This is a genomic window from Planococcus circulans, assembly GCF_020023385.1.
Classification (GTDB): domain Bacteria; phylum Bacillota; class Bacilli; order Bacillales_A; family Planococcaceae; genus Planococcus.
Genome location: NZ_JAIQCL010000002.1, coordinates 128,420 through 145,276 on the forward strand (window position 1 = coordinate 128,420; position 16,857 = coordinate 145,276).

A 16,857-nucleotide genomic window follows, 5' to 3' on the forward strand; every position below is an offset into this window, starting at 1 on the left:
GTCCTGGGAAATCAAAAAAACAGCTTGAAGTTTGATCAGGGAATAGCGGGTCGGGCCAATCAAAACGGAGGGACAGGAGGTTTGTTTGCGGAATAACTCGCGTTGTTTGCGCAATAACCGGGTTTATTTGCGGAATCCCACACTTTGTTTGCAGGAAGGCGCTATCCAAAACCCTGATTGGAAAAAGAAGGAAGAGTGCCCGCAGCACTCTTTCGCCAAAACCATTTCCAAACAATAAATGTCTAAATATTGTCAATTAGGTTGGGCGACTCATTATTTTTACCGAAAAGCAGCACGTGATACTGTATGCTTTTTGATGACTTATGCTATTATTTTTTATTACATAGAGAAACTGTTTTACCGCAGTGGATCAAACCGGGTTTCAGCCACCGAGGTGTTGATGGGGCTGAAAGGATTAAAAAAAGGAGGCGTCTGCATTGGGAAGGACTTAATGAAAATTGGGGAAGTTGCAAAAATGAGTGGGGTCTCAACAAGAACCATCGATTACTACACGGTCTCAGGATTGCTTCAGAGTGAACGGTCTGACGCCAACTACCGGCTTTATCCGGCTTCTGTCCTGCAGACGCTGGAACGGATCCAGCTCCTGAAGAAACAGCGGTTGTCGATTTTGGAAATCAAAGAAATCCTCGACGCGCCGGAAAGTCCGAAAACAAGTGAGCTGGTGGATGAAGTCACCGAAGAATTCGAATACCTGCAACAAAAAATCACGCGCTTGGAAGAGCAATTGAAAGATGCGCCAAGCTCCGTGAAGCTGCACATCAGCAAAGCGCTTGAGCATCAAGTGGCAGCCATTGCCGCCTTGGTCGCTTTGCTTTAACCAACTTTGGAGGTGAATCCCTTTTACAGGGAGAACACGTGGATATAGTTACCTTATTGAATTTAGCGTTATTAGTGATATTGATTGCCTTGACGGCCTTTTTCGTCGGATCGGAATTTGCGGTCGTTAAAATCCGGATGTCGCGGCTCGATCAATTGATTGCAGAAGGCAATAAAAAAGCAGTGATGGCAAAAAAAGTGGCCAGCGATTTGGACTATTACCTGTCCGCCTGCCAGCTTGGCATCACCGTAACGGCACTCGGGCTCGGGGCACTTGGGAAACCGACTGTCGAACGGTTGATGTACCCGATCTTTGAATTTTTTGCAGTTTCCGATGCTGTAGCATCTGCTGCTTCCTACGCGATTGCGTTTCTGCTTGTGACCTACCTTCACGTAGTGATCGGCGAAATGGCGCCCAAGACCTTGGCAATTCAATTCGCTGAAAAGATGTCCTTGCTTTTGGCACCGCCGCTTTATTGGTTCGGACAAATCATGAAGCCATTTATCTGGGCATTGAACGGAGCGGCCCGCGTTCTGTTGAGGCTTTTCGGCGTTCAGCCGGCAGGACATGAACAGGCTTATTCGGAAGAAGAGCTGAAAATCGTCATGGCTCAAAGCTATCAAGGCGGAGCTATCAATGAAACCGAGCTTTCCTACATGGAAAACGTCTTTTCATTCGATGAACGCGTGGCCAAAGACATCATGGTGCCGCGTACCGAATTGGTGACGCTGGATAAAGACATGCCGTTGAAAGAAATTATCGAGATTTTGGATGAGAACAATTATACACGCTATCCGGTAACGGAAGACGGCGACAAAGACCGCGTTCTCGGTTTTGTCAGTGCGAAGAAAATGCTGCCGCATATCGTCGCAGGGCGGGACTGGCAACTGGAAGAATTCATCATCGAACTGCCGACCGTCTTTGAAGCGACCGGGCTGCAAAATGCACTGCTCCATATGCAGAATGCCCGCGTCCACATCGCTTTGGTGGCGGACGAATATGGCGGTACCGCCGGGATGATTACGATGGAAGATATTTTGGAAGAAATCGTCGGCGAAATCCGAGACGAATTTGACGCCGATGAAGTCCCGGAAATCAGCAAAATCAATGAAGACCAATACATGATCAATGGCCGTGTCCTGCTGAAGGATCTCGAGGATCGCTTTGGCTTGTCATTTGATGACAGTGAAGAAATCGATACCATCGGCGGTTGGATTCATTTCAAGAGCGTGGGGGAAGTTAAGCCAGGCGAAACAGTCATGGAAGGCCAGACTTTGTGGACCGTAATAGAAATGGATAATCAGCAGGTTAAGCAAGTCATGTTCCATAAACAGCCAAAAAATTAATGCAATAAGCTGGATTGGAAAATATCCAGTGCACCCTAAAAATATATGGAGGTGAATCCCTCAGTTGAGGGATACAACTTGGATGGACAAATAGTGATTAACTTAATACTTGTAGCGTTGCTGATTATCGCAACCGCATTTTTCGTCGGTGCCGAATTCGCCATTTTGAAAGTGCGGATGTCGCGGATCGACCAATTGATAGCAGAAGGCAATAAGAAAGCTGCACGGGCAAAAGAAGTAGCCAATCATTTGGACTACTACCTGTCCGCCTGCCAGCTGGGAATTACGGTAACCGCTTTGGCCCTTGGTGCGTTAGGAGAGCCGACAGTGGAACGTATGCTGCACCCGTTGTTCGTAGCCTTTGAAGTTCCGGCAGCCTTATCGACAGTTCTTTCCTATGCGATTGCCTTGAGCATCGTAACGTTCCTGCACGTGGTCATTGGAGAATTGGCGCCGAAAACATTGGCGATCCAATATGCAGAAAAAATGACCCTGCTGCTGGCACCGCCGCTTTACTGGTTCGGCAAACTGATGAACCCGTTCATTTGGCTAATGAATGGTTCGGCTCGCCTGTTGCTGCGTTTATTCAAAGTAGAGCCATCTGGCCACGAAGAAGCCCATTCGGAGGAAGAACTAAAACTGATTATGGCGGAAAGCTACCAGAGCGGTGAGATCAATCAAACCGAATTGACTTACTTGAAAAATATTTTCGCTTTCGACGATCGCATTGTCCGGAACATCATGATTCCACGGGAAAAAATAGTCACCGTCGATAACAACCTGAACCGTGATGAACTGTTCAAAGTCATTGACGCGCACGAATACACTCGCTACCCAGTCACCGAGGCCGGCAATAAAGACAAATTGATCGGCTTCATCAATACGAAAGAATTATTGACGAGCATGGCGGCGGGCCGGACTCCAGAGCCCGAATCCTTTATCCATGAAATGACCAGCTTCACTGAAACCACACCGATACAAAAAGTCCTGACAAAAATGCAGCAAAGCCGGACGCATATGGCGGTTGTCACAACAAAAGACGGCACCGTTTCCGGACTAGTGACGATGGAAGACATCCTCGAGGAAATCGTCGGGGAAATCAGCGACGATTCATATGAAGTGAAACCAAGCTGATTGGAATAAGAGAGAAGAGAGACCTTAGGGGTCTCTTTTTTTGCGTTATTTGGAAAATTATTGATATAGTAGGTAGAAAAGAATCTATAGGTAGGAGCGGTAAAATGCATCATGAAACAGCGAGTAAATCAAAGCAACCCATCCTCTTCTTAGGTGCCTTGACCTTTTTCGCCATCGCCACATTCTTCAGTCTGTACGAAGGCAGCCGACTCGACGACATCTCATGGGAATGGCCTTATTCCGCCGTCTTCACCAATTGGCTGAGCGGAGAAGTGACATCAGCGGATGATATCCTGACCATCGACTATCTCGTTTACGCAGCAAAATTCGCGCCCTTGTTCCCGCTTATCATGTTCATAGCCGGAATGACCCTGTTTCTCCAGCTGTCTTTCTGGATACTCAGAAGGAAGAAAATCGCATTGAGCGTGGTTCTCCTACTAGGCGCAATCGCGTTGTTCGCCCTCGCCACGGCATTAATGGCCTCACCAACCGCCGGACTCGCGCTGTTTTCGATGATTTTCTTCGGAACCGGCATCCTTCTCGTGATTTTCAGCATCTTTTGGTTAATAAAAGCGAGAAAGCTGCCGGCATAATCGGGTTGTTTGCGGAATACGGGGGTTTGTTTGCGGAATCCCGTACGTTGTTTGCGGAATAGTTAGCTTTGTTTGCAGTATAAAGCTATTTGTTTGCGGCAAGCCCGAAAGCCCATATGAATGGATGAAAAAAAGCTTCAGGCAAACACCATGCCTGAAGCTTTTTTGTCGGTCCTTTCAATGAAGGGGAGCTGCTACAGACTTTTTCCGCGCAGCTTCAATTGTTTTTGTTCCAACGCAATTTTGTCGCGTTGCAATTGAATTTCAGCCAATTTGATCTGTGATTTTCGGTACATCTCAAAAGCAATCAGCAGGAGGAAGCCGGTGCCGAGAATGCCCATCAATAAGAAGAATCCAATCTCCAAAGATATCCCTCCTTATAAAATAAAAATAGAATATATTTCCGTCGGACGCAAAAAAGGGAACTCACTCCCCAATACACCTACCCATGAAGCGCCTGCTGCGCGCGGTGCGCATCTTTTTTCGCCACATAGAAATCATATTGCGCCGTGTTCGCCATCGCGTTACGCATTTGAGGAGCGCCGGTATGCCCCTCGGTGCCGTGTACATTGGCGTTCATTTTCAGCACCGCGTCATAGGCGACGCCATGCGCGCTGAACTTGCCGGCGGCGTTGTAATACATATCGTCGCCAAAAGCGGTGTAAGCCAAATGCTTCTTTTCAAAAAATAGCCAACGGATCAGTCCCATACCATCGAACCCCTCTCTGAACTTACGGTCTGCGGCGCAGCTCTTCGGCAATCGCCTTGAGCTGGGCATTGCGTTCCTTCGCCAGCTTCAAGCCAGTGACAACGGCATAAATTGCAAAGCCAAGCACCACCAAGTAAAACAGAATCGTCAGTAAGGGAATAAAGAAGAAAAAGTCACCCATCATACGAACACCTCCTCGTACCTGTAATACGGCACAAGCTGGGAAATGTTTCAAAAAGATGCAGCAGCCAGCAAATCGATGAATTCCTCCCTCAAAAGCACCCTAAATCCTTCATCCGACTTGGAACTTATTACCTGCCGAAACGTATGGATGGGGAAGAACATACTTACCAATAAAGGAGGGCTTTCATGGATACCTTCACCTGGTTTTTCATTGTCGTGGGAATCATCATCATTATCGTCATGGCAAACTCCTATTTCAACTGGTGGGGGAAAAGCCTGGTCGTCCTCTATTACGGGGCCATGTCGTTTGTGTTTATCGGCATGACCCGCCGCATCAATGAAAAATACAGCGGCGTCATTCCGGTTCCGGATGCCTACTGGGATGAAAATTCGCAATGGGCATTGACCGCATCGAACCTGTTGCTCCTGCCGTTCATCGGCATTCTGGTATATATCTATATCAATTGGCTTCTGAATGCCCCCACCATAACCGCAAGAATCCTGATCACGTTGAGCATGCTGCCTGCAGCGCTGCTGGTGTTTTTCTTTTATTTCATCTTCAACTTCGGCTATGGCTACCGGCCGTGAAAGGGATGCCAATTTTTATTTGTCTGTAAATAAATTTCCTTTATTTGAAACATTTTGATTAATCGTCCGTATTATTACTATAGGCCATCATCTAAACAGAAGGAGTGGAAGCAAAATGGAATCATTAGGCATCATTACAGTTATTATTGCGTTGCTGATCATCGCCGCAATCGCAGGGGTCGCGTATTTTTTCTGGATGAAGATCCGTTACCGCACCGCCAAATCCAATGAGGCGCTGATCATCACCGGACCGAAACTCGGGGACCCGGCAAAAGATACGAACATCTTCACGGACGACGAAGGGCGTTCGATGAAAATCATCCGGGGCGGCGGGTATTTGTTGAGACGCTTTCAGACTTCGACGCCTGTCAGCCTGACGTCATTCCAATTGAAACTGGCGACCCCGCGCGTCTACACGAACGCCGGTGTGCCGATTGTCGCCGACGCCGTAGCGATGGTCAAAGTCGCCGACACGCTGAACGGCATCGCCAATTACGCCGAGCAGTTTCTGGGCAAGGAACAGGAAGAAATCGAGACGGAAATCATCGAGGTGCTGGGCAGTAACCTGCGCGCCATTTTGTCGAAAATGACGGTCGAAGACATCAACAGCGACCGCGAAAAATTTAACACGGACGTCCAGGAAGTGGCCCAGAAGCAGCTCGATTTGATGGGCTTCAAGATCACGTCACTGGGCTTGACCGATTTGCGCGATGCCGACGAAGACAATGGCTATCTGGAAAACCTCGGGCGGCCGCGGATTGCGGAAGTCCGCAAGCTGGCTGAAATCGCGGAAGCCAACACCGAGCGCGAAACACGGATTCACCGCGCGCAGACTGACCAGGAAGCGAAAGAAGAAGAATACCTGCGCCAAATTTCGACAGCGGAATCAAAAAAACAAAAAGACTTGAAAGACGCCGCCTTCAAAGAAGAAACAGAGCGTGCGCGTGCCAAGTCCGAGCAATCCTATGAACTGGAAAAAGCCAAGCTGGCGATGGAAATCCAGGAAGAAGAGTTAAGCATGCAGTTTGCAGCGCGGGAACGCGCCGTGAAGCTCGAGGAAGAGGAAAGCAAAGTGCGTAAGACCAAAGCCGATGCGACCTATTACGAAACCACCCGTTCAGCTGAAGCCGATGCCCGCCGTGCCGTAATCGACGGGGAAGCGAAAGCCAAGATCAAACGGGACGAAGGGGCTGCAGAAGCCGAAGTCATCCGCGAGCGAGGAAAAGCGGAAGCTGAATCCCGCAAACTGTTGGCGGAAGCGATGGAAGAACATGGCGACGTCATCATCACCGAGAAACTGATTGAGATGCTGCCTGTCTTCGCAGAGAAAGTCGCCTTGCCGCTCAGCAATATCGAATCTGTGAAAATCATTGATTCCGGCAACGGCCAAGGCATTCCGTCCTTCGGCAAAAGCGTCACCAAAACGATGGTCGACATGCAGGAGCCGCTCAAGGAAATGACCGGCATCGACATCGGCGAATTGCTGAAATCCTATGTGGACCGCAACAATCGGCCAGCCGAGCAAGCAGCTGTCGCGACCTTGCCAGCCGTTCTAAAAGAGCAGGATTCTTCAACAGAAGAAGAATTCACTAATGCAACTGAAACCGAAGAAGACCGCTAAAGCGAAAGAAAACCCGTCATCTCCTTGCTGCAACCAGCGAGTGGGTGATGGGTTTTTCTTTTGTCTGCACCCTTTCCAATCAGCAATTGATCGCCATAAATCCTGGATTAATTAAGAAAGCTGAAAGTCCAATTGTTCCGATTAATCGACATGGTCCAATAAAAAGATGGTACTATATCTGTAGAATGGCACGATAGAGACTTTAGAGAGCTGCCAACTCTACAGTCGGAACAAAAGGTTCCGATGGAAATCCTGTTTCTGAAAGCAATGGAATTTTTCTTATGAGTTGTATTTTAAGGGGGGAAGTTCATGGGAGAAGTGTGCAGAGTCCTTATTGTCGATGATGAAATGTTGATTCGGCAAGGGATCATTAATTATATCGATTGGGAGCAGCAAGGATTTCAAATCGTCGGGGAAGCTGCAAACGGCAAAGAAGCGATGGGGATGATTGCGGAATTTTCTCCGCATATCGTCATTACGGATATCGTCATGCCGATCATGGACGGCATCGATCTGGTCAGAGAAGGGAAGAACGCATTCCCGGATATTGAATTCATCGTACTCAGCAGTTTTGAAAACTTCGACTATGTGCGGTCGACGTTCCAGAACGGCGTGGCCGATTATATACTGAAGCCCAAGTTGAATGGGCCCGAATTGTTGAAAATCTTAAACCGGGTCGTCAGCCGAATCCCGGATTTGCAGCATTGTGTCTCGGCCGTCAAACCGGAACGCTCCACGGAAGAACTGCTGGAAAATATGATTTCGGGTTTTGACCTTTCGATGGATCAAGCGGTCTCAGCCGATGCGTTTCCCAACAGCCATTTTGCGTTGGTGGACATAAACGGAAACCAGCTGGATCCGGTTCAACTGAAAGTAAGGCTGAAACAGTCCATTCTTGAAGAGCTGCCGGTTTTCTCCCTGGGTTCCGGGGAAGCTGAAGCCATGCTTTTGCTCAATTTCAATCCGGCTCAGCTGGAAGCGATCAAAAAGACCGTCGAACACCTGGCAGGCGACACTCCGGACACAAGCTGGATGATGTCTAAACCGTTTGATGCCATCGATGGCTTGAAAAAGGTTCACGATGAAGGCCGCCTCCAGATGAAAAAATATATGTTTTATTTGCCGGAAACGAGCTCGTTCATCTACGACAAGCTGCCGGAGGAAAATGAAAAGCAAGACAGTTTCGATTTGAACCGGTTTATCGAGTTATTCAAAGACCGCCTGTTCAAGAAGGCGTTTGACTATCTGGAAAACCACATCGACTATTTGGCGGGGCGATACAATAACGACAGCTTCGAATTCAAATCGTTTTTAGGCAATATCGTCTTCAATATCATCGTGTTGGTGGATGCCATGAAATACGAAACCGAAGAACTTGAGCAAAAAAAATACAGCTATTTCTCGAGTATCAATGAGGCTGTCCATATCAACGAAGCGCGGGATTTGTTCAACGGATTCCTCACAGAAGTGGAGGCAATCATTCTCTCAGGAGACAAGGCAAGCGATCCGTACAACAATCTCGACAAGATTCTTGCGTATATCGAGCAGCATTACACGGAACCGCTGCGCTTGTCTGAAATCGCCGACCACTTCCATTTTAACGCTTCTTACCTGTCTTCTTATTTCAGTACGCACCATAAAGAAGGGTTCAGCGAATACTTGAACCGTGTGCGGATCAAAAAGTCGATGGACCTGCTGGAAAGCAGCAATGTCTCCATTTCGAACATCAGCGGAATGGTCGGCTATTCGGAGCACAGCTATTTCTGCAAAGTGTTCAAACGCATAACCGGGATGTCTCCAGGCAATTACCGAAAGGAGCTCCAAGCCCGCCATGAAAATGAAGAAAAAGGCGTTTCTCATCTTAAGAAATAACAGTCTGTTCATCAAAATGTTCCTGATCATGGTGATCAGCATCGTGGCGGTCTCTTTATTGATCACCTTCAGCTCGATCCGGATGTCCTCGAACTTGTTTATGGATACCTTCAGCATTTCGAACACGAAAGCTTTGGAACAGATCGAAACCCAATTCGAAGACTATAGCTATGCCATCGTCGGTGCAACACATGAGGTGCAAAACAACGGCACCGTTAAACGGGTGTTGACCCAAACCAATGCCAGCACCTTGGAAACGTACAGATCCTATCACGACATCAGCCAGCAGATTGAACGCATTTACCGGACAGTCGAGTCGTATGATGCCAATATGATTGTGCTCGGGAACAACGAACGGTTGTACAATGTGAATTATTCGAATTGGCCCGTCTCGTGGGAAGTGCTGCGGAACCACCCGATTACCGAATACACGGTCAATCGCCCGAACACGCTGCTTTATCAATATTTGCCATCCACTTCGTTTACAGATGAACCGATGATTGTCGCAACGAAAGCGCTTATGGAAAGGTCGACCGGCGAAATCTACGGTGTCCTGTATTTCCCGATCCGGGAAGCGCAGCTGAAACAATTTTACGAAGGCTACACGAGCGCGGAAAACGAAGTGCTGCTGGTCGATGCAACAGGAAAAATCGTTTCCAGCAATAAACAGGAACTGATCGGCGAGGAAGCGACTGATATCCTGGCAATGGCAAAAGAAGTGGACGAAGAGCAATTGGAATTCAAAGATGCGCACGTCTTTGATACCGATTATTTGCTGATGTCGCAATACCTTCCGACCTATAATATGTATTTGGTGAATCTGGTGGATAAAGACGCGGTTCTGGATAACTTGATCAATACGAAAGAAATTCTGCTGATCAGTCTCGGCATTGTCTTGCTCGCCGTCATCGTGGTGTTCATCATTTCCCGCCGCATGACCAACTCCATCAGCCGCTTGGTCAAGCAGATCTCAACAATGGCTAAACACGATTTCAACATGCCCGTGGCCGAAACCGGAGGCTACGAAGCCAAGAAAATCGCCAACGCCTTCAATTCCATGCTCAGCGAATTGCAGGAATACGTCGACCTTGTCGTGCTGGCCCAGCAAAAGCAGCGCAGTGCGGAACTGATGGCGCTGCAGCATCAAATCAATCCGCATTTCATCTATAATACACTGGCTTCAATCAAGTTCATGATCCAGCAAGGCAAGAAAGAAAAAGCGACCGATATGATCCACGCGCTCATTTCGCTTTTGCAAAATGCTCTCAGCAATGTCGAGCAAACCATCACCGTGGAACAGGAAATTACGGATTTGAAAAACTATGTCCTCATCAACCAATCACGGTATGGCGATGGAATCAAAGTGAATTTCTTCATTTCACCGGACTGTCTGGACTGCCAGCTGCCGAAGCTGATTCTTCAGCCGTTTATCGAAAACGCCTTTTTCCATGCGTTCAATGAGAAAAAAGAAGGCTTTGTCCAAATCCTGGTGTCCCAAAAAGGGGATAACCTCTTGTGTGAAATCGTGGATACGGGCGATGGCATGGAGATGAAAGGCGACCATACGAAAGAAGATATCAAAGAGAAACGCCATCTGTTCAGCGGAATCGGCATCCGCAATGTCCATGAACGCATCCAATTGCTGTACGGGGAACAATACGGTGTGGAAATCACCAGCGAAATAGGCAAAGGCACCAAAGTAAAAGTGGAATTGCCTTTTCAAAAGACGGATATTCCGGCGAATTCCAATAAAATTACCAGCATCTAAGAATAGTCCAATTGAATGACGGAGAAATTTGAAATATCTAATAATTTTCAAATAAAATACCTAAAGATTGTGCTAACAATCTTTTTTTTTGTGTCGCTATACTGTATGTAAGGCGAAAAGTTAAGCGCTTACAAAAAGGGGGATTTTTGATGAAGAAGTTTTATCTTATGTTATTGCTGGTAGTCGGCATGGTCGTTTTAGCAGCTTGTTCTTCCGGGGATGAAGAAGCAAGTGGAGGCAGCGGTTCAGAAGGTTCATCAGACTTGGACACGATAACGGCTTGGGCTTGGGACCCGGCATTCAACATTGCAGCTCTTGAAAAAGCAAAAGAAGCTTACGACGGTGACGGTGAGTACGAAGTGAATGTCATTGAAAATGCACAGGATGATATCATTCAAAAACTGAACACGGGGCTTAGCTCTGGTACGACAAACGGAATGCCGAATATTGTGCTGATCGAGGATTACCGTGCACAAAGCTTCCTGCAAGCTTACCCGGATGCATTCCATCCACTGACGGATGTCATCAGTTCAGATGACTTTGCAGATTACAAAATTGCGACGACAAGCTATGACGGTGAACAATACGGATTGCCGTTCGATTCAGGTGTAGCGGCATTGTATGTGCGTACGGATTACCTTGAAGAAGCGGGCTACACAGTAGAAGACGTAACGAACATCACATGGCAGGAATATATTGAAATCGGTAAAGACGTAAAAGAAGCAACAGGCAAGAACATGCTGACATTGGACCCGAACGATTTGGCGCAGGTCCGCATGATGATCCAAACAAACGGTTCGTGGTATGTGGATGAAGACGGTTCAACACCGAACCTGGCAGGCAACGAAACACTGGAGAAAGCATTTGAAACGTACAAAGAGATGATGGATGCGGACATCGCAAAAATCGTTTCTGACTGGAGCCAGTTTGTCGGCGCATTCAACAGCGGAGATGTTGCCAGTGTCCCAACAGGAAACTGGATCACGCCAAGCGTCAAGCAGGCAGCAGACCAATCCGGCAACTGGGCAGTAGTGCCAATGCCACGATTGGATATGGACGGAGCAGTCAATGCTTCCAACTTGGGCGGCAGCTCATGGTACGTCTTGAACGTGGACGGCAAAGAACAAGCGGCAGACTTCTTGCTTAACACATTCGGTTCAAATCCTGACCTGTACCAAACACTTGTAAAAGACATCGGTGCTCTTGGGACATACTCACCAGCAGCTGAAGGGGATGCCTATGCAGTAGAAGATGAATTCTTCGGTGGACAGCAGCTCATCACCGACCTTTCTACATGGACAGACGAAATTCCAGGCGTTAACTATGGCCTGCACACCTATGCAATTGAAGACATCCTGGTAACGGGAATGCAAGATTATTTGAACGGCGCAGAGCTTACGACAGTACTTGAAAATGTCCAGGGACAAGCTGAAGCACAACTCAAATAATTGAGTGGAAATTAATGAAGCCTTGAGTTGCCGCCGAATAACTGGTAGAAGTGCTTTATCGCTCACCAGCCCGGCACAACTCAAGGCTTTTTTATAGGAGGAATGAGAAACATGAGGGAGCAATCAACGAAAAAAGGTGAATTGGATCTTCCAGTGAGCTTGCGCTATAAAGAGACCAAACGCCAGAAAACCGGTGTCTTTTTCAGAAGGAAAGTTGGTTGGCTATTTGTCATTATCTCAATCATCGCCATCAGCATCTTTAACTTCTATCCGATGGTTCAAGCCTTTCTCCTATCTTTTCAATCGGGGATGGGCGCGAACCTGGAATATGTGGGCTTTGATAACTGGCAGCGGTTGTTCGGCGATCCGACATTTATCGCAGCACTGACCAATACATCCATTTACCTGCTTATCCAAGTGCCATTGATGATTGTATTGGCATTATTCTTCTCCGTATTGCTGAATGACCCGAAATTGAAATTCAAAGGGTTTTTCAGAATCGCGATTTTCTTGCCTTGTGTCACTTCATTGGTTGCCTATTCGGTCGTCTTTAAATACTTGTTCGGCATCGATGGCATCATCAACCAATTCCTGCTCAATTTCGGTTTCATCTCGCAGACGATTAACTTTTTAGCCGATCCGTTTTGGGCGAAAGTCGTCATCATCCTGGCGATTACATGGAGATGGACGGGCTATAACATGATTTTCTATCTGGCGGCTTTGCAGAACGTCGATAAGTCGATTTACGAAGCGGCAAGAATCGACGGAGCCAACTCCATCCAGCAGTTTTTCCAAATCACCGTTCCGATGCTGAAGCCGATTATTTTGTTCACGTCGATCACATCCACGATCGGTACCTTGCAGATCTTTGATGAAATCGTCAACATCACCAACGGCGGACCCGGAAATGCAACGATTTCGATTTCGCAATACATCTACAACCTTTCTTTCGAATACACGCCTGACTTCGGTTATGCGTCAACCGTTTCCTACGTCATCGTAATTTTAGTGGTAATCCTTTCGATTATTCAATTCAGAGTGGCGGGTGAGAAAAAATGAAAAAACTACAACGAATCTTCATTTACACGTTTCTAAGCCTCGCAGCCATTGTTTCCATTTTCCCTTTCCTTTGGATGCTTGTCAGCATCACCAATAAATCGGTCGATGTGACGCAAGGACGCTTGTTGCCGGGGACGCATTTGATCGAAAACATGAAGACTTTATTTGCGACCGTGGATATTGTTCCGGCTTTAATCAACTCAGCCATCATTGCGATCATCACGACAATTTTGACGCTGTTGTTGGCATCGCTTGCGGGCTACGGTTTTGAGATTCACCGCAGCCGAGGAAAAGACATCGTCTTCACCATCTTGCTGTTGTCGATGATGATTCCGTTTGCGGCGATCATGGTTCCCTTGTACCGCATGTTCGGCAGCATCAGCGACACCGCACCGTTCATTGGAATTGACTCACTCGGTGCCGTCATTTTGCCGACCGCGACCACCGCGTTCTTTATCTTTTTCTTCCGGCAGAACACGAAGATGTTCCCGAAAGATCTGGTGGAAGCGGGCCGGATTGATGGTTTGAGTGAGATCGGCGTTTTCTTCCGCATTTATATGCCGACGATGAAAACGACATATGCAGCAGCGGCGATCATTTCGTTCATGAACAGCTGGAACAACTATTTGTGGCCGTTGGTCATTCTGCAATCACCTGAAAAAAGAACGATTCCGTTGCTGATTTCAAATTTAGGGTCGAGCTATTCACCAGATTACGGCGTGATCATGTCAGCGATCGTCATCGCAACATTGCCGACTGCTCTCGTATTCTTCCTCATGCAGAAGCATTTTGTTGCGGGAATGATGGGGTCGGTTAAGGGTTAAATAGTAGTCAGTTGTCTCCAATTAGTAGCTGGGTATTGCTTTTATACGCCGCTTCGGTCGCTTTGGGCACAGCTCCCGCAAGAAGCCAGGAAGAGCACCTGTCTTCTTGCTTCGCTCAGCCCTGGGACGCGCCGGCGCTAATTAGTTTATGTAATAAAAGCAACAATACTTTTCTACTACTAAATATTTAGATATGGAGCAAAACAGCGGAGACGCCTGCGGGGTAGCGAGACAGCCGAGACCCCGCAAGGAGCGAAGCGCCTGAGGAGGCTTGGCGCTCGCCCGCGGCAAGCGCAGCTGTTTTGCGGAATATCGTCATGCAAAATTGCAAACATCAACTTCTATAACTTTAAGTAGGAGGTAAATTGTGCCGATTTTATATAACGAGTCCACACGTGAGTTTCATCTGCAAACCGAGAAAACGAGTTATATCTTCAGCGTTTTGGAAAACAGTCAGTTGGGCCAGCTTTATTATGGAAAGAAGCTGCGTCATCGTGAGTCGTTCCAGCGCTTGTTTCATATCGAGGCTACCCCGAATACCGCTTGCGTCAATGAAGGCGATCTGGTTTTTTCGCTGGATGTGATCAAACAGGAATACCCGGCGTATGGTACGTCGGATTTCCGGGAGCCGGCGTATCAGGTGCTGCAGCAAGGCGGCAGCCGCATCACCAATTTTGTGTACCAGGACCACCAGATCTTTAAAGGGAAAAAGAAGCTGAAAGGGTTGCCGGCCACTTATGTGGAGGATGAAAATGAGGCAACCACTTTGGAGATTTTTTTATACGATCGAGAAATTGATGTGGAAGTCCGGCTTTCATATACGATTTTTGAAGAATTGAATGCGATTGCCCGATCTGTCCAGTTTATCAATCACGGGCAGGCGGATGTGAATTTGACGCGGGTGATGAGCGTCAGCATCGATTTGCCGGATTCGGATTTTGAGATGGTGCAGCTGTCGGGATCGTGGGCAAGGGAGCGGCATGTTAAAAACCGCAAACTGGTTCCCGGCATCCAAAGTATCGCCAGTACAAGAGGAACGAGCAGTGCCCAGCACAATCCGTTTCTTGCGCTGAAACGTCCAGCGACGACAGAACACCAAGGCGAAGTGTACGGCGTAAGTTTGGTCTACAGCGGCAATTTCCTGGCGCAGGTGGAAGTGGATCATTTTGACGTAACGCGCATGATGATCGGCATCAACCCGTTTGATTTTAATTGGCTATTGGAAAGCGGCGAGGCGTTCCAAACGCCGGAAGTGGTCATGGTGTATTCAGCGGATGGCCTGAATGACATGAGCCAGACTTTCCATAAATTGTATCGGACCCGCTTGGCGCGTGGAAAATGGCGCGATCAGGAACGTCCGGTGCTGATCAACAACTGGGAAGCGACGTATTTCGATTTTGATGAGACGAAAATTTTTGAGCTCGCCAAATCATCCAAAGAGCTCGGTGTAGAGCTTTTTGTTCTGGACGATGGCTGGTTCGGCAAACGCGATGATGACACCACATCCTTAGGCGATTGGTTTGAAGACAAGCGCAAACTTCCGAACGGCATCACCCAATTGGCAAAAGATATTACCGGTTTGGGGATGGAGTTCGGTTTATGGTTTGAACCGGAGATGGTTTCAAAAGCAAGTGAGCTGTACAAAACCCATCCCGATTGGGTGATCCACGTTCCAAACCGCAAGATGTCGCATGGCCGAAACCAGTTCGTTCTCGATTTCTCGAGACAGGAAGTTGTGGATTTTATTCACAGCTTAATGGCAGACGTGTTGCGGGATGCACCGATTTCATATGTGAAATGGGACATGAACCGCTACATGACGGAAATCGGTTCTTTGGAATTGCCGGCAAACCGCCAGCGGGAAGTGGCGCACCGTTACATCCTGGGCGTTTATTCCTTATATGAACGGCTGACGGCGGAATTTCCACATGTCTTGTTCGAGTCCTGTGCGGGAGGCGGCAGCCGGTTCGATCCGGGCTTGCTGCATTATGCGCCGCAAGGGTGGACGAGCGATGACACCGATGCGGTTGAACGCCTGAAGATCCAATACGGCACTTCGCTGGTGTATCCCATCAGCTCGATGGGCGCGCACGTATCCGCCGTACCAAACCACCAAGTGGGACGGATCACGAGCCTCGAAACACGGGCAAACGTCGCGTACTTTGGCGCTTTTGGCTACGAACTCGATGTGACGATGATGACGAATGAAGAAAAAGAAGACGTGAAGGAGCAAATCGCTTTTTACAAAGAAAACCGCTCCCTGATTCAGCAAGGGCAATTTTACCGAATCGAAAGCCCGTTCGCGGAAGATGGCAATCAAACCAGTTGGATGGTGGTTTCAGAAGACCAGAACGAGGCGATACTTGGTCATTACCAAGTGCTGGCGAAGCCAAATCCAGGGTTTACCCGGATATTCTTCAAAGGCTTGAATCCGGAATTCGAATACGGAATCGATGGAATCGACGCCACCTTCTACGGCGACGAACTGATGGGCGCAGGCCTGCAGCTGAACCGTTACCGCAGGAATGAACATCCGGCAGACTTTTCTTCTGTTGTTTATAAATTAAAGCGAGTGTAGTGGTGTTGAGTTCTAATGCCGCGCCGGACGCTTTGGGCATAGCTTCCGCAAGAAGCCAGGAAAACCATCTGTCTTCGTGCTTCGCTTAGCCCGTGGACGCGCCGGCGCTGGATAACTGTAAAAAATAAGTAGCAACTTTGTTTCTGTTGATTCTACCTAAAGATATGGAGTAAACAGTGGAGACTCCAGCGGGATAGCGAAGTGCCGAAATCCACTCGGGCGCAAGCACGAGTTAGTTCGGCGCAAGCCCGCAGGAAAGCGGAACTGTTTACGGAATATCAGTAGCGAAAATCCAT

15 protein-coding genes are annotated in these 16,857 nt (G+C 47.9%); 12 read left to right on the forward strand and 3 right to left on the reverse strand.

Annotated elements, in window-relative coordinates; all coding sequences use genetic code 11:
• The first annotated feature begins 451 nt into the window (after window positions 1–451).
• From K8U60_RS04830 to K8U60_RS04845, 4 genes are all read left to right on the forward strand, one after another.
• Complete coding sequence (locus K8U60_RS04830) at window positions 452–838, forward strand: MerR family transcriptional regulator (RefSeq protein ID WP_223635192.1); 387 nt, start codon at window positions 452–454, stop codon at window positions 836–838.
• Between the two features lie 38 nt (window positions 839–876).
• Complete coding sequence (locus tag K8U60_RS04835) at window positions 877–2,184, forward strand: hemolysin family protein (RefSeq protein ID WP_223635195.1); 1,308 nt, start codon at window positions 877–879, stop codon at window positions 2,182–2,184.
• A gap of 78 nt (window positions 2,185–2,262) precedes the next feature.
• Window positions 2,263–3,318 (forward strand): hemolysin family protein, encoded by a 1,056-nt coding sequence (locus tag K8U60_RS04840; RefSeq protein ID WP_223635198.1) that lies wholly within the window; start codon window positions 2,263–2,265, stop codon window positions 3,316–3,318.
• A gap of 104 nt (window positions 3,319–3,422) precedes the next feature.
• On the forward strand, window positions 3,423–3,911 hold the full coding sequence (locus K8U60_RS04845; protein WP_223635201.1) for a DUF4306 domain-containing protein: 489 nt from the start codon (window positions 3,423–3,425) through the stop codon (window positions 3,909–3,911).
• A gap of 194 nt (window positions 3,912–4,105) precedes the next feature.
• Here the strand turns inward: K8U60_RS04845 and K8U60_RS04850 are convergent, their stop codons facing one another.
• The 3 genes from K8U60_RS04850 to K8U60_RS04860 form a co-directional block, all read right to left on the reverse strand.
• Complete coding sequence (locus tag K8U60_RS04850; protein ID WP_223635205.1) at window positions 4,106–4,276, reverse strand: hypothetical protein; 171 nt, start codon at window positions 4,274–4,276, stop codon at window positions 4,106–4,108.
• Window positions 4,277–4,353: 77 nt separating this feature from the next.
• Complete coding sequence (locus K8U60_RS04855) at window positions 4,354–4,620, reverse strand: hypothetical protein (RefSeq protein ID WP_223635208.1); 267 nt, start codon at window positions 4,618–4,620, stop codon at window positions 4,354–4,356.
• A gap of 22 nt (window positions 4,621–4,642) precedes the next feature.
• On the reverse strand, window positions 4,643–4,804 hold the full coding sequence (locus K8U60_RS04860) for a hypothetical protein (protein WP_223635212.1): 162 nt from the start codon (window positions 4,802–4,804) through the stop codon (window positions 4,643–4,645).
• Between the two features lie 185 nt (window positions 4,805–4,989).
• Between K8U60_RS04860 and K8U60_RS04865 the strand changes: the two genes are divergently transcribed.
• The 8 genes from K8U60_RS04865 (at window position 4,990) to K8U60_RS04900 (ending at window position 16,561) form a co-directional block, all read left to right on the forward strand.
• Window positions 4,990–5,391, forward strand: a complete 402-nt coding sequence (locus K8U60_RS04865; protein ID WP_223635215.1) for a hypothetical protein — start codon at window positions 4,990–4,992, stop codon at window positions 5,389–5,391.
• A gap of 115 nt (window positions 5,392–5,506) precedes the next feature.
• Entirely contained in the window at window positions 5,507–7,012 is a 1,506-nt protein-coding gene (locus K8U60_RS04870; protein WP_223635218.1) for a flotillin family protein, read from the forward strand.
• A 309-nt stretch (window positions 7,013–7,321) separates the two neighbouring features.
• Entirely contained in the window at window positions 7,322–8,884 is a 1,563-nt protein-coding gene (locus K8U60_RS04875) for a response regulator transcription factor (protein ID WP_223635221.1), read from the forward strand.
• The gene (locus K8U60_RS04880) at window positions 8,844–10,652 is read left to right on the forward strand and encodes a sensor histidine kinase (protein ID WP_223635224.1); all 1,809 of its coding nucleotides are present in this window, start codon (window positions 8,844–8,846) and stop codon (window positions 10,650–10,652) included. Before K8U60_RS04875 ends, K8U60_RS04880 begins: the two co-directional genes overlap by 41 nt.
• A 149-nt stretch (window positions 10,653–10,801) precedes the next feature.
• Entirely contained in the window at window positions 10,802–12,100 is a 1,299-nt protein-coding gene (locus K8U60_RS04885) for an ABC transporter substrate-binding protein (RefSeq protein WP_223635226.1), read from the forward strand.
• 111 nt (window positions 12,101–12,211) lie between these two features.
• A complete protein-coding gene (locus tag K8U60_RS04890) occupies window positions 12,212–13,159 on the forward strand; it encodes a carbohydrate ABC transporter permease (RefSeq protein WP_223635228.1) in 948 nt (315 codons plus the stop codon).
• Window positions 13,156–13,983 (forward strand): carbohydrate ABC transporter permease, encoded by an 828-nt coding sequence (locus K8U60_RS04895; protein ID WP_223635230.1) that lies wholly within the window; start codon window positions 13,156–13,158, stop codon window positions 13,981–13,983. Before K8U60_RS04890 ends, K8U60_RS04895 begins: the two co-directional genes overlap by 4 nt.
• Window positions 13,984–14,350: 367 nt before the next feature.
• On the forward strand, window positions 14,351–16,561 hold the full coding sequence (locus K8U60_RS04900) for an alpha-galactosidase (RefSeq protein ID WP_223635232.1): 2,211 nt from the start codon (window positions 14,351–14,353) through the stop codon (window positions 16,559–16,561).
• Window positions 16,562–16,857: the final 296 nt, after the last annotated feature.